At 67.8% G+C, this 13,472-nt stretch carries 14 protein-coding genes; 6 read left to right on the forward strand and 8 right to left on the reverse strand.

Features of this window, described 5'->3' with window-relative positions:
• Window positions 1-6: 6 nt before the first annotated feature.
• The 3 genes from NF699_11440 to NF699_11450 form a co-directional block, all read right to left on the reverse strand.
• Complete coding sequence (locus NF699_11440; GenBank protein USU03687.1) at window positions 7-933, reverse strand: hypothetical protein; 927 nt, start codon at window positions 931-933, stop codon at window positions 7-9.
• Between the two features lie 62 nt (window positions 934-995).
• Complete coding sequence (locus NF699_11445) at window positions 996-1,655, reverse strand: SdpI family protein (GenBank protein ID USU03688.1); 660 nt, start codon at window positions 1,653-1,655, stop codon at window positions 996-998.
• Entirely contained in the window at window positions 1,652-1,966 is a 315-nt protein-coding gene (locus NF699_11450) for a metalloregulator ArsR/SmtB family transcription factor (protein USU03689.1), read from the reverse strand. Before NF699_11450 ends, NF699_11445 begins: the two co-directional genes overlap by 4 nt.
• 87 nt (window positions 1,967-2,053) lie before the next feature.
• Between NF699_11450 and recQ the strand changes: the two genes are divergently transcribed.
• The 3 genes from recQ to NF699_11465 all read left to right on the forward strand — a co-directional run bounded on the left by recQ (window position 2,054) and on the right by NF699_11465 (window position 4,876).
• The gene (recQ, locus tag NF699_11455) at window positions 2,054-3,823 is read left to right on the forward strand and encodes a DNA helicase RecQ (GenBank protein USU03690.1); all 1,770 of its coding nucleotides are present in this window, start codon (window positions 2,054-2,056) and stop codon (window positions 3,821-3,823) included.
• Window positions 3,824-4,004: 181 nt separating this feature from the next.
• Complete coding sequence (locus NF699_11460; GenBank protein USU03691.1) at window positions 4,005-4,439, forward strand: TIGR01244 family sulfur transferase; 435 nt, start codon at window positions 4,005-4,007, stop codon at window positions 4,437-4,439.
• A complete protein-coding gene (locus NF699_11465; protein USU03692.1) occupies window positions 4,439-4,876 on the forward strand; it encodes a hypothetical protein in 438 nt (145 codons plus the stop codon). Before NF699_11460 ends, NF699_11465 begins: the two co-directional genes overlap by 1 nt.
• A gap of 20 nt (window positions 4,877-4,896) precedes the next feature.
• Here NF699_11465 and bamE read toward each other — a convergent pair whose 3' ends face one another.
• Window positions 4,897-5,394 (reverse strand): outer membrane protein assembly factor BamE, encoded by a 498-nt coding sequence (gene bamE, locus NF699_11470; GenBank protein USU03693.1) that lies wholly within the window; start codon window positions 5,392-5,394, stop codon window positions 4,897-4,899.
• A gap of 72 nt (window positions 5,395-5,466) precedes the next feature.
• Between bamE and NF699_11475 the strand changes: the two genes are divergently transcribed.
• Window positions 5,467-6,021 (forward strand): ubiquinol-cytochrome C chaperone family protein, encoded by a 555-nt coding sequence (locus tag NF699_11475; protein ID USU03694.1) that lies wholly within the window; start codon window positions 5,467-5,469, stop codon window positions 6,019-6,021.
• Window positions 6,018-6,536, forward strand: coding sequence for a DUF177 domain-containing protein (locus NF699_11480; GenBank protein ID USU03695.1), 519 nt, complete (start codon window positions 6,018-6,020; stop codon window positions 6,534-6,536). The genes NF699_11475 and NF699_11480 overlap by 4 nt, the downstream gene beginning before the upstream one ends.
• A gap of 3 nt (window positions 6,537-6,539) precedes the next feature.
• Here the strand turns inward: NF699_11480 and NF699_11485 are convergent, their stop codons facing one another.
• From NF699_11485 to NF699_11500, 4 genes are all read right to left on the reverse strand, one after another.
• Window positions 6,540-7,634, reverse strand: a complete 1,095-nt coding sequence (locus NF699_11485) for an AI-2E family transporter (protein ID USU03696.1) — start codon at window positions 7,632-7,634, stop codon at window positions 6,540-6,542.
• A gap of 300 nt (window positions 7,635-7,934) precedes the next feature.
• Entirely contained in the window at window positions 7,935-8,474 is a 540-nt protein-coding gene (locus NF699_11490; GenBank protein USU03697.1) for a histidine phosphatase family protein, read from the reverse strand.
• Window positions 8,471-11,188, reverse strand: coding sequence for an ATP-dependent DNA helicase (locus tag NF699_11495; GenBank protein ID USU03698.1), 2,718 nt, complete (start codon window positions 11,186-11,188; stop codon window positions 8,471-8,473). The genes NF699_11490 and NF699_11495 overlap by 4 nt, the downstream gene beginning before the upstream one ends.
• Before the next feature lie 45 nt (window positions 11,189-11,233).
• Complete coding sequence (locus NF699_11500; GenBank protein ID USU03699.1) at window positions 11,234-11,800, reverse strand: Uma2 family endonuclease; 567 nt, start codon at window positions 11,798-11,800, stop codon at window positions 11,234-11,236.
• 54 nt (window positions 11,801-11,854) lie between these two features.
• Here NF699_11500 and NF699_11505 point away from each other — a divergent pair, with 54 nt between their 5' ends.
• Window positions 11,855-13,432 (forward strand): lysine--tRNA ligase, encoded by a 1,578-nt coding sequence (locus NF699_11505; GenBank protein ID USU03700.1) that lies wholly within the window; start codon window positions 11,855-11,857, stop codon window positions 13,430-13,432.
• Window positions 13,433-13,472: the final 40 nt, after the last annotated feature.

Genomic DNA, 13,472 nt, shown 5'->3' on the forward strand with positions numbered 1-13,472 from the left:
TCCGCGTCATCCCCCGCAGGTGAGACGGATCACGTCGGCGGTACGATCGAACACGATCGACGAGCAGTGCCGCAACTGATCCGCGCCGAGCGAGATGGTGTCACGGCGCGTGTCGCGCTTCTTGCCCTTGGCGACGACGACGATCTCGTCCGGGTCGGCCGCCGGGGCATCCGCTTCGTGGATCGCTGCGGCATTGCCGAAATCACTGGTGCGGACGCCCAATGCCCCGATCGCGAGCGCGCCGACGCGCAGCGGCTTGCGTAGAATGAGGTCACGCACCGGCCTTTCGACACCGAAGAAGATTTCGGTGGGCACGGCGGCACCCGATACGACGCCGTCATGTGCCGCCGCCAGCCGCACGGCGGCAGCGGCGGTTGCCAGCGACCGCGCGTGATAGGGGTCGAAGCGAACCCGCATCGGCACACCGCCGACGTCAATCCGCGCAAACGTGGTGCTGAAATTGCCGAACAGGCCGAAGGCGGCGGTGTCATGCGCCGCCGGGAGCGTAACGGTGGTTTCGCCCGGCCCGGGTGCACGGAGCTGAAAACGGACGATCGGTTCCGGCATGGCAGCAGGTCCGACACTGGCATCGAAACCGGGCGCAAACGGTCGTTCGGCCCAGCCGACGCGGCGCTTCGCAGCGCCACCGCCGAAATCGACCGGCACGCCCTGCGTTCGTGTCGAGACGCGGGTGCCACCGACCGAATAGGCGATTCCGATGCCCCAGCTGCCCTCCAGCTTCAGCTTCGCCCGTTCGGCGAGCGCGAAATCGATCAACGGCATTGCCGGCGCGGCGGGATCGATGCGGGTGCGGGCGGGCAGCCCGGCGATCTGCGCCGCGATCACACCGTCCCCGGTGACCAAGCGTTCCTGCGGTGCCTTGGCGGCGCCGACGAGTAGCAGGGCCGTCATCGCCATGATCGTCGCGCGCATCGTTGTTCTCCCTTGCGCGTCAGCAGAGCGGCGGATCGTGTCGTTTCGGTGGCGCAATCATGTCACATGCGCGCTTTACGGCGATGCCAGAACCACCAGGAGAAGATGAGTGGCGGGATGACGGCGACGGCGATGCCGCCGAGGACGAACGCCTGCCGTGCCGCCGGTTCGATCGGCAACAGCGCCGCACCGACCAGCATCGCGCCGCCCAGGATCATGGTGCGCGCCCCGAACCGGTGCGTCGCGATCCAGTTTTCCGGATCCGTCAGCGTCCATGGCGTGCGAATGCCGACGAAGAAGCCGGGCCGCGACTTGGGCAGCGCATTGCCGATCACGATCAGGAGCACGCCCCCGGCCGCCAGCGGCAGCGCCGCGGGAAGCCACAACCCGAACGCGGGTGCGGCGATGACGATCTCCACCAGCACCAGCATGGCGAGGACCCCGGCCCAGGCGGTGCGATACAGCGGCGCGCTTTGCTCCAGCCGGTGCTGCATCGGCTCGATCCGCGGCAGGATGGCGAGCAACAGGCTGACGACCCCGGCGATCGCAACCGGCATGAACAAGGCGCGCGACGCCTCCGCGAAGCCGTCCGCCTGACCCGCCGCGTTCCAGTGGATCGGCAAGCGCGTCCCCGGCGGCAACCGCTGCACCGCCAGCGCAGCCACCAGTCCCATCGCCGCCACCACGATGGCCGAAACGAACGTGATCCGTCGGTACGTCATGTCGTCTTCCCCTGTTCGCCCGTATCGCCATCCACATCGTCGTCCGCATCGGCACCGACCTTCAGCCGGCCCATGAACGCCATCATCACCTCTTCGAGCGCAGAGAGGTTGAGGGTGTAAAGCGTGCTCGTCCCCCGACTTTCGCCCTGGATCAGTCCGGCGTCGCGCAGCCGCGCGAAATGGCCGGACATCGTCGGCTTCGATACGTCGAAGGCATCGGCGAGTTCGCCAGCCGTCATGCCGCCACGCTTGAGCAGTTCAAGTATGCGGCGACGCGTCGGGTGCGCCAGGGCATCGAACACCTTGTCCATCCCGGCAATTTAGCACTGCGGCTAATTAGCGTCAACCCTAACAAGATCATCTCGACGCTCGACGGTTGCGCGCCTACATGGGCGGCAATGATCCCCGATCCTCTTCCGACATTGTCACGCGTCTTTGGTTTTCCCGGTTTTCGCGGCGTGCAGGCGGATGTCGTCGAGCGGGTGCTGGCGGGTGAGCGGACCTTGGGCGTCATGCCGACCGGAGCGGGCAAATCGCTCTGTTACCAGCTACCCTCTGTGATGCTCGACGGCACCTGTGTGGTGGTCAGCCCGCTGATCGCGCTGATGCACGACCAGCTGCGCGCCGCCGAGGCGGTCGGCATCCGTGCCGCGACGCTGACCAGCGCCGACCAGAACCGCGCGGAATCGATTGCGCGGTTCAGGGCGGGCGAGCTCGACCTGCTGTATATCGCGCCCGAACGCGCCTCGACCGGGCATTTCCGCGAATTGCTCGGCAGCGCGAAGCTCAGCCTGTTCGCGATCGACGAAGCACATTGCGTCAGCGAATGGGGGCACGATTTCCGCCCCGATTACCGGCTGCTCGCGCCGCTGATGGACGCGTTTCCGGACGTGCCACGACTGGCGCTGACCGCGACCGCGGATGCGCATACCCGCAGCGACATCCTGCAACAGCTGGGCATTCCTCAGGACGGCCTGATCGTCTCCGGCTTCGACCGGCCCAACATCCGCTATGCGATCAGCCCGAAGGCGAACACGACCAAGCAGATCGCCGACGTGATCGCCGCGACGCCCGGCCCCGGCATCGTCTATGCCCAGACCCGCGCCGCGACCGAAAAGCTGGCCGAGGCGCTGGGCCGGACCGGACGGCCGACGCGGGCGTATCATGCAGGCCTCGACCCGCACATCCGCCAGAAGAACCAGGCCGATTTCGTCGCGTCGGAGGATATGGTGATCTGCGCGACGGTGGCGTTCGGGATGGGGATCGACAAGCCCGACGTCCGGTTCGTCGCCCATGCCGGGCTGCCGAAATCGATCGAGGCCTATTATCAGGAGACCGGGCGCGCGGGCCGCGACGGCGACCCGGCGGTGGCGCATCTGTTCTGGGGCGCGGAGGATTTCGCCCGCGCGCGTCAGAGGATCGGCGAGGTCGAGCCGGAGCGGCAGGCGGGGGAACGGACGCGGCTGGCGGCGCTGGGGGCACTGGTCGAAACCGCAGGGTGTCGCCGTCGCATCCTGCTGAAGCATTTCGGCGAGGATCGGCTGGAGGATTGCGGCAATTGCGACAATTGCCTGGGGTCCCCCGATGCGATCGACGCGACGCAGACCGCGATGAAGTTTCTGTCGGCCGTCTTCCGGACCGGGCAGTTGTTCGGCGTCGGCTATGTCGAGCAGGTGCTGCTGGGCCAGTCGACCGAGCGCAGCGTCGATCGCGGGCATGAAGCGCTGTCGGTCTGGGGCATCGTCGAAGGCGAGGAAGCGGCGCTGATCAAGCCGGTGGCACGTGCGTTGCTGCTGCGCGACGCCCTGCGGACGAACGCGCATGGCGGACTGGAGTTCGGGCCGGGGGCGCGACTGATCCTGAAGGAGGGCGCACGGGTGACGCTGGTGCTGCCGCCCAAGCGCACCCGATCGAAGAAGCGCGATGCGGGCGCGGCGGCCAATCCCGCGGACAATCCGCTGTTCGAGGCGTTGCGCACCTGCCGTCGTGATCTCGCCAAGGAGGCGGGCGTGCCGCCATACGTGATCTTCCACGATTCGGTGCTGCGTGACATGGCGGCGCAACGGCCAGCCAGTCGGGCAGAGTTGATGCACCTGTCCGGTATCGGCGCGCGCAAGCTCGACGCGTATGGCGACGCGTTTCTGGATGTCATCCGGGGGATGGGATGACCTTCAGGTCCTCCCCCGCGAGGGGGAGGTACGCGTCGCATTTGACGGCTTGCGCAAACGCCTCCTCCGCCATTCGCTGCGTGGACGATCCCTTCCCCGCCGAAGCGAGAGAGGATCTGGAAATTGCCGATTCCTGACCAAAACAGCTGACGCGTCACGGTTGATCGCGTATCGGCACCGGATGGCCGACATCCGCACCATCAACGAATCCATCAGCGTCGCTCCGCAGATCACGCCGGACGACATCGCCGCGATCAAGGCGGCGGGCTTCAAGGCGATTGTCAACAATCGCCCCGACGACGAGGAAGGCGATCAACCGGAAGGCGACGCGATCCGCACCGCGGCAGAGGCGGCAGGGCTGAGCTATGCCGCGATCCCGATCACGCACGCTGGCTTTTCGCACCCGCAGATCGACGCGATGACGCAGGTGCTGGTCACCACCGACGGACCGGTGCTCGCATATTGCCGGTCGGGCACACGCAGCTGCAACCTGTGGGCACTCGCTGCGGCCAAGGCCGGTCGCGATCCCGAGCTGCTGGTCGGCCAGGCACGCGCCGCGGGCTATGACCTGTCGGGTATGCGGCCGACGCTGGACGCACTCGCCGGCGGCCAGTGATGGCCCGCATCGACGATTCGACGCTGGGCATGGCGATCGTCGGCGGCATAGCGCTGTTGCTGCTGATCGTCGGTATCGTCACATTGCTGCGTCGAAAGCGAACGGCACGCATCGCCAGTCCCGAGGAAGCGGCGGACGCCGCCGAGCAGGCACTCGCCGGCTTCGATACGCAGGGTGCGGTCGTCGGTGCCGACGGCGGCGGTGCCTTGGCAATCGATCGCGCCGGCCGGGTGGCGGTGATGACGCGCGACGGCAAGGGCATTGCGGTGCGGGAAGTGGCGTGGAGCGCGCTGCGATCGACCGTCGATGGCATCCTGATCGATACCGGCGAGCGCCAGTTGGGCGAGGTGCTGGTCGCCGGCGTCGATGCCCTCGACGTCCGCCGGCTCGCGCCGACGGACCTCAAACGGCTGGTACCGGAATTCGCGCGAAACTGAGCGCGCGACCGGACGAACCCTTACGGCGTGTCGCGACCGCCGCCACCGCCACCGCCGCCGCCCGGTCCACCTGTGCCCGCCGCGCCGACGGTGCCGATGTTACCGAACAGATCCTCGAAGAAGCCACGCTTCCTGCCCAGCGTCGGCGTGGTCTTGCCATACGGATCGATGCTGGCGACCTGATCGACGCCGGTGCGCGTGATCGACTTCACCGTACCGTTGGGATCGAAGCTGATCTTCAGCGTGATCTGGTCCTTGGCCTTGGGCTTCTGGAAATTGAGGTTGCGGCTGTCGCGCGCGACGTAATACCAGTCCTCCGCACCGAACTGGCTCGCGATCGTCGGGCGACCCAGCACCGTCGCCACCGACTGACGCGTATCGACGCCGGGCTGGACCGAATTCACCAGGTCGACGTCGACGATATAGCCCTGATGCGAACGCAGCGGCGCGCACGCCCCCGCCGCGACGGTCAGCCCGAGACCCATGATCAGGCCGGTACGGGCAAAGGATACGCTCATCACTATCTCCAGCGGCAGGGCGCGCATGGTCGATTGCATCGCCCGCCAATCGCCTCGATATGCGAGGAACGGATGAGCTTCAAGCGCCGGGTGGCAGGCGCGCAACGACAAGGACGCGATGTGAGCTGGTGGGGACGGTTGTTCGGCGAACGACGCGATGCGGCGCTGCCGCTGTATAATGCGGTGGTGACGCAGGGTCGCGCCGAACATTGGTATGTCGCGGGCGGGGTTCCTGACACCGTCGACGGGCGGTTCGACATGATCGCCGCGGTGCTGACGATGGTGTTGTTGCGGCTGGAGGCGGAGCCGGACGCCGCGGCGCTGCAGGCACATCTGACCGAACGCTTCGTCGACGACATGGACGGCCAGCTGCGTCAGATGGGGATCGGCGACATCGTCGTCGGCAAGCATATCGGCAAGATGATGAGCATGCTGGGCGGACGGCTGGGCGCCTATCGCGACGGGCTGGCGGCGGGCGATCTGACGCCGGCACTGGTCCGCAACCTGTATCGCGGCGCGACGCCGGCGCCCGCCGCGGTGGCGCACGTAGCGGATGCGCTGACCGCGATGCACGTGGCGCTGGCGACGGCGCCGCTCGATCGACTGACCGCAGGAGAGCTGGCATGACCCCCGAATTCAGCCGTCCCGAACGGCTCGACGCGATCGGCGCGGGCGAGCGCGAGGTGCGGATCGCGGCCGATGCCACCGAGCGTGCGAAGCTGGCGACGCGGTTCGGCGTGCTGTCGGTAGAGCGGCTGGAGGCGGTGCTGACGGTGCGTCAGGAGGCGGCAGGGATCGCGGTGCGCGGGCGTGTCACCGGGGCGGTGGTGCAAGCGTGTTCGGTGACCGGAGTACCGCTGGACGCGACGATCGACGAACCGGTCGCCCTCCTGTTCGTCGATTCGCTCGAAGAACAGGACGAGATAGAACTGGATGCGGGCGCGCTCGATACGGTGGAGATCGAAGGCGGCGCGGTCGATCTCGGCGAGGCCGCGGCGGAGACGATGGCGCTGGCGCTCGATCCCTTCCCGCGCAGTCCGGGGGCGGAGGCGACGCTGCGCGAGGCGGGGGTGATCAGCGAGGATGAGCATCGTCCGCTCGGCGCGTTCGACGGACTGAAGGCGATGCTCGAAAAGCGGTAACCCTCAGGCTGGCGGCGCGTCACGCGCATCGGGGTTTGCGACCGGGCGGCCCTCGCGCTGTTCGGTCAGGATCTGCCAGCCGGCGATGAACAGCGCCGCGACCAGAGGGCCGACGACGATGCCGCTCAGCCCGGCGACCTCGATACCGCCGAGCGTGGTGACCAGCACCAGCCAGTCGGGAATGCCGGTGTCTCGGCCGACCAGCATCGGGCGCAGGATATTGTCGGCTAGGCCGATCACCGCCACGCCCGACACGATCACGACCACGCCCTGCCACACCGCACCCGTTGCCAGCAGGTAGATGGCCACCGGCCCCCAGACGAGCGCCGGGCCAACCGCGGGCAGCAGCGCGACCAGCGCCATCAACAGGCCCCATAGCAGCGCCGCCGGCACACCAACGATCCAGAAGGTGATTGCGCCCAGCGCGCCCTGAACGAGGGCGACGACAACCGACCCTTTGATCGTGGCGCGGACGACGGACACGAACTTGCCGAGCAACCGGTCGGCCACATCGCGCTGCAGCGGCAGCGCGTCGCGGATCGCGGGGGCGAGGCGCTCGCCGTCACGCAACAGAAAATAGGTGACGTAAAGGCCGACGCCGAACGCCAGCAGGAAGGCCGCCGCATTGCGTCCGATCGACAGCGCCTGGGCAGCGATCGACTGGAAACTGCTGCGGAAGCCCTGTGCGATACGAGCCTGCGCACGGTCGAAGCTGCCGAGACCGGCCCGGTCGAGCGGGCGCTGCACCCACTGCGGCAGCCCGTCATGCACCTGTTTGAAATAGGTCGCGAAGTCGATCTGGCCGGTCTGAATCTTGGCATAGACGCCGGCGGACTGGTCGACGACCATCCCGGTGATCGCGAGCGCCGGTATGATGACGGCGATCAGGATGATGAGCAGCGTCGCCGCGGCGGCGAGGTTGCGTCGGCCGGGCCAGCGCGTCAGCAGCCACTGGAACAGCGACTGGAACAGGATCGCCGCCAGCACCGCCCACAGCAGTGCGCCGGCAAACGAGGATACGACCAGCATCAGCCCGAGCGTGATAATCGCCAGGAACAGGATAAGCCCGCCCGATTCGAGCCGTCGTCTGTCGATCACCTGTGTCCCCCTTGCGCATGCATGCGTCTTGGCTGAACACTTTAGCGCCGTTTCGGGTCCGTTATGGGTGAGGCGGGTCGAGAGGGCGGCGATGAACTGGCGCCTTGCCGCGGTATTCCCGAATGTAAGGGGCTCACCTTTCACCCGTCATCCCGGCGGACGCCGGGACCCATGGCCTCGCACCGCTGCTGGCATGCGCAACTACCAACCGTTCGAAACCATTGGTCCCGGCGTTCGCCGGGATGACGGATGGGGGGCGAGCGTCAGGCGTAGATTACTCAGCGCCCTGTTCAGGCGCGTTCAATCCTCGTCCGGCCCTAGGGTCGCATCCAGATCGCGCGGGCGGATGTAGCGGGTCAGCGTCGCGCGGCCGGCCGCCGCGTCGTCCCAGCCGGTGATCGCCAGCGTCATCTCCGCCATCGTCGCAGTCGGGTATTTCTCCTCCACGAGCGTGCGCAGGCCGTCCGCCGCTTCGGGCACCAGCATCAGCACCAGGTCTTCGAGACCGGGATTGTGCCCGACCAGCAGCACTCGATCGGCATCGGCGGGCAGTTCGTGGACGACATCGAGCAACGTCGCGGCGGAGGCGAGATAGATGCGCCGTTCCCATACCGGCGCCAGCTTGCGGCCATAGCCCGCCACCACCGCGTCCAGCGTCTCGCCGACGCGGATCGCGGGAGAGGCGACGATGTGGTCGAACTCCAGCCCCAGATCGCGCAGGTTGCGGCCGACGGTCTGCGCGGCGCGCTTGCCCTTGGCATTGAGCGGGCGATCGAAGTCGCGGGTCACCGGATCGTCCCAGCCGGACTTGGCGTGGCGCAGCAGCGTCAGCGTCTTCAACCGGTCTCTCCGTGCTCGATCGCGGGAGCCGCCTCTTGCCCTATGTCAGTGTCCAAGGAAAGCCGCGCGCGCACGCGGGTCACCGCTTCGTCGAGCGTGACACGGGTGATCCCGACTCCAGCCGGGAATGCGGAGAGCAAGCGCGACGGCATCGCTGCCGACAGCATGACGAACGCGCCACGATCGTCGGCGCGGCGGATCAGGCGACCGAAGGCCTGCGCCAACCGCGCCCTGACGATGCGGTCGTCGTACGCCGACCCGCCGCCCGCGAGCCGCCGCGCGGCGTGGAGCACACTCGGTTTGGGCCATGGCACGCCCTCCATCACCACCAGCCGCAGCGACGATCCCGGCACGTCCACCCCGTCGCGCAACGCATCGGTGCCGAGCAGCGACGACGCCGGATCGTCGCGGAAGATGTCGACCAACGTGCCGGTATCGATCGGATCGACGTGCTGCGCGTGGAGCGGCAGCCCTTCGCGCGCCAGCCGGTCGGCGATGCGGCCATGCACGCCGCGCAGCCGGCGGATCGCGGTGAACAGCCCCAATGTGCCGCCGCCCGCCGCGAGGATCAGCCGCGCATAGGCGTTGGCGAGCGCGGGCAGGTCGCCGCGCTTGACGTCGGTGACGATCAGCACCTCGGCATGCGCGGGATAGTCGAATGGGCTCTTCGCCTCGAACCGCGATGGCGCGCGGGCGAGGTGCGGCGCGCCGACGCGCGCCTCCGCGGTGTTCCAGTCGCCGCCGCCGGTGAGCGTCGCCGAAGTAACCAAAGCACCGTGGGCAGGTTTCAGCACGATCTCGGCGAAGGGCTTGGTCGGGTCGAGCCAGTGGCGGTGGAGGCCGATGTCATACTCGCGACCCTCGACGCGATCGACCGCGAGCCAGTCGACATGCGCGGGGTCGACCGGGCCGCCGACGCGGGCGAGCAGCGATAGCCACGCCGCGACCGTCTCCGCGCGCCAGCCGATCGAGGCGATCGCGCCCTCGACGCGGGCGCGGGCGGGTGCGTCCATCCAGTCGGGGGCTTCGGCCAGCACCGCTTCCAGCCGCCGGCCGAGCGTCACGAGCGGGCGGACGAGCGCATCGAGCGCCGCGGCGGCGGGTGCGGCGGCCTCGATCAGTTCGGGCGTCGGTTCGGCGAGTTCGGTTTCGAGGCCATAGCCAGCATCGCCCGGCTGTTCGGCACGCGCGTAGGTCAGGCCACGGACGGCGGCGAGCAGATGCTCGATCGGCCCGAACGGCGCGCCCTCCGCGATCCGGCCGAGCCAGCCGTCGGCGGCGAGGTGGCGCGCCGCCTCGACCGCGTCCTGGATCGCGATGCCGCCCTGTTCGTCGTAGCTCGCGACGTCGGACAGCCGCGCCTGCAACCCCCGCCGGCGGCCGCGGCCGCCGCTTTCCGGGCCGAGAATCCAGCGGCGCAGCTCGATCGTCTCCTGGCCCGTCAGCGCGGTGGCGAACATCGAATCGGCCGCTTCGAACAGGTGATGCCCCTCGTCGAAGACGTAGCGGGTCGGGCGCGTCGAGGTTTCGCGACCGCGGGCGGCGTTGACCATGACCAACGCGTGGTTGGCGATCACGACATCGGCCTCGGCGGAGGCGCGGGCGGCGCGCTCGATGAAGCATTTCCGGTAATGCGGGCAGCCGGCGTAGACGCATTCGCCGCGCCGGTCGGTCAGCGCCGCGGGGCCGTTGCGGCGGAACAGGGTCGGCAGCCAGCCCGGCAGGTCGCCGCCGACCATGTCGCCGTCGGCGCTATACGCCGCCCAGCGCGCGACCAGTTGCGCAAGGATCGCGGCGCGGCCGGCGAACCCGCCCTGTAACGCATCCTCGAGGTTGAGGAGGCACAGGTAATTCTCGCGGCCCTTGCGCGTTACCACCTTTTGCCGGCGGATCGCGGGGTCGGGGTAGACGCGCTCGGTTTCCTTGGAGAGCTGGCGTTGCAGCGCCTTGGTATAGGTGCTGATCCACACCGCCCCGCCGGCACGCTCGGCCCACAAGGATGCGGGGGCGAGATAGCCCAGGGTCTTGCCGATCCCGGTGCCGGCTTCGGCCAGCACGAGGTTGGGCGAATCGCGCATCGCCCTCGGCGCGAAGGCGTCGGTCGCGGCGGCAGCGAAGGCGCGCTGGCCCAGCCGTTCCTCGGCGCCATGGCCGGTCAGGTCGGCGAGCCGCGCCTCGGCATCGGCGGGCGGGATCGTCGCGGTCAGCGGCGCGGGGCGCGGCGCCTGTTCCTCCCATTCGGGCAGTTTCGCGAACAGCCAGCGTTCGTTGACCTGAGGCTTGGCGAGTAAAGGCCCGATCGCGGGCGCCCACGGCCAGCGCAGCCGGGTGAGCGACTGCGCCGCGGTCCACGCACCCTCGCGCTCGGGCCAATCGCCCTGCGGCACCGCGAGCAGCGCGGCGGCGGCTTCGCGGAGGAAGGCGGCGACATCCTCGTCCTTGTCCGGCGGCGACAGATCGACCGCGCGCGCGAGCCCCTTCGGCGTCGGCACCGCGAATCGCGCCGGATGGAGGAAGGCGAACAATTCGAGCAGGTCGAGCCCCGACAGCTCCGGATAGCCGAGCCGCAACCCGACCAGCGGTGCATTGAGCAGCAGCACCGGCGTGTCCGCGGCGATGCGGATCGCCTCACCGCGCCCGATCGGCCGCGTGCCCTCTGCATTGGCGATCCAGATGCCGCCGTGGCTGGCGTGGATGGCGGGATAGGGGATCACGGGATCGTCCTTACCGTGGAACGAACCGAAAACACCAGAGCGAGGTTACAGGATACCCGCGCCGTTCACGGTCAGGTTGGGCAGCGTCACGCTGTGGATGTCGCCCGCCAGCGGTACGATGCGCGTTTCGCGGTAGTCGCCGTCGGCAGGGGTCCAGAATTGATGAACCTGCCGACGTTCCACGTCGACCACCCAATATTCGGGAATGCCGTGTTCGGCGTACAAGTGCCTCTTGACGCTGAGGTCTGTCGAAAGCGATGCATTTGCAACCTCGATCACGATCGCGATATCGCCTGCCTGCCAATAGTTCGTCTCGATCTGCGATGCCGCCACTACGACGTCCGGTGTTGGCATATCATGTGGGGGAAGCGCCACACTGACACCGACGAAGGCGTCCATCCAAGGGGCGATGACCTGTAGCAACGGGCGCAGCCGCCACAGCAATTCCGATGTTAACCGGGTATGGTCACGGTCCTTCGGACGGGTCATCAAGACCTGTCCATCGATCATTTCGACGCGCTGCATCGCGAACGCTTCCGCGGCGGCGAGCAGTTCATAATGCTCGATGTGCAGCCTGAACCGCTGAGGGTCGCCGGGAGGCAGCGTAGCCATGGCACTCCATAGCATTTGCGCTTCGGCGCGCGAAGCGGCAGATGCGCGAGCACTATGACCGATACCGATCTGCGCTCCGCTGCCCTCGACTCCAAGGCCTGGCCGTATGAGGAGGCGCGCAAGCTGCTCAAGCGCTATTCTAACGGCAAGCCCGGCGGCGAGGCGATCCTGTTCGAGACCGGCTACGGGCCGTCGGGCCTGCCGCATATCGGTACGTTCAATGAAGTGCTGCGCACGACGATGGTGCGCAACGCCTTCCATGCGCTGTCGGACCAGCCCACGCGGTTGATCGCGTTCAGCGACGACATGGACGGCCTGCGCAAGGTGCCGGACAACGTGCCGAACGGCGACATGCTGCGCGCGCATCTCGGCAAGCCATTGACGCGCATCCCCGATCCGTTCGGCAAGTTCGACAGCTTTGCTGCGCACAACAATGCGATGCTGCGGCAATTCCTCGACCGGTTCGGGTTCGACTATGAGTTCGCCTCGTCCACCGACTATTACGAGGGCGGCAAGTTCGACGACGCCATCAAGGGGGTGCTGCGGCATTACCAGGGCATCCTTGATGTCATGCTGCCGACGCTGCGTGCCGAGCGGCGCGAGACGTACTCGCCGGTGCTCCCCGTAAGCCCGGTGACGGGCGTGGTGTTGCAGGTGCCGGTCGAGGTGGTCGATGCGGAGGCCGGTACGATCGCCTTCGTCGACGAGAGCGGCGAGCGGATCGTGCAATCGGCGCTGGGCGGCCTTTCGAAGCTGCAATGGAAGGTCGACTGGGCGATGCGCTGGGTCGCGCTGGGCGTCGATTACGAGATGGCGGGCAAGGACCTGATCGATTCGGTGACGCAATCGTCGAAGATCGCGCGCGTTTTGGGTGGTCGTCCGCCGGAAGGCTTCAATTACGAGATGTTCCTCGACGAGAAGGGCGAGAAGATCTCCAAGTCCAAGGGCAACGGCCTGTCGCTGGACCAGTGGCTGACCTATGGTCCGGAGGAGAGCCTGGCGTTCTTCGCCTATCGCGAGCCCAAGAAGGCGAAGTCGCTGCATTTCGGCGTGATCCCGCGCGCGGTCGACGATTACTGGCAGTTCCGTGGCAATTACCCGACGCAGGATATCAAGCAGCGGCTCGGCAACCCGGTCCACCACATCCATGACGGCAAGGTGCCGGAGGCGACGCTGCCGGTGACGTTCGGGCTGTTGCTCAACCTGGTCGGCGTGATGGGCGAGGCGAGCAAGGAGCAGGTCTGGGGCTATCTGCGGAATTACGTGCCGGATGCGACGCCGGAACGCGATCCGGAGTTGGACCGCCTGATCGGCTATGCGCTGGCCTATGCGCGCGATTTCGTCGCACCGACGTTGCAACGGCGGGCGCCGGAGGGTGTCGAGGTGGAGGCGCTGCGACGGCTGGATGCCGATCTGGCGGCACTGGCCGGGGATGCGAGTGCCGAGGATATCCAGAACGTCGTCTACGAGATCGGCAAGACGGGCGGGTTCGAGAATCTACGCGACTGGTTCAAGGCTTTGTACGAGACGCTGCTGGGGTCGGAGCAGGGGCCGCGGATGGGGAGCTTCATCGCTTTGTACGGCGTGGCGAACAGCCGGCGGTTGATCGGCGAGGCTTTGGCGAAGGTCTGAAGACGGTTGATTCACGCGGACGCGGAGGCGCGGAGATGTT

The sequence above is a fragment of the Sphingomonadaceae bacterium OTU29LAMAA1 genome (genome assembly GCA_024072375.1).
GTDB lineage: Bacteria > Pseudomonadota > Alphaproteobacteria > Sphingomonadales > Sphingomonadaceae > Sphingomonas.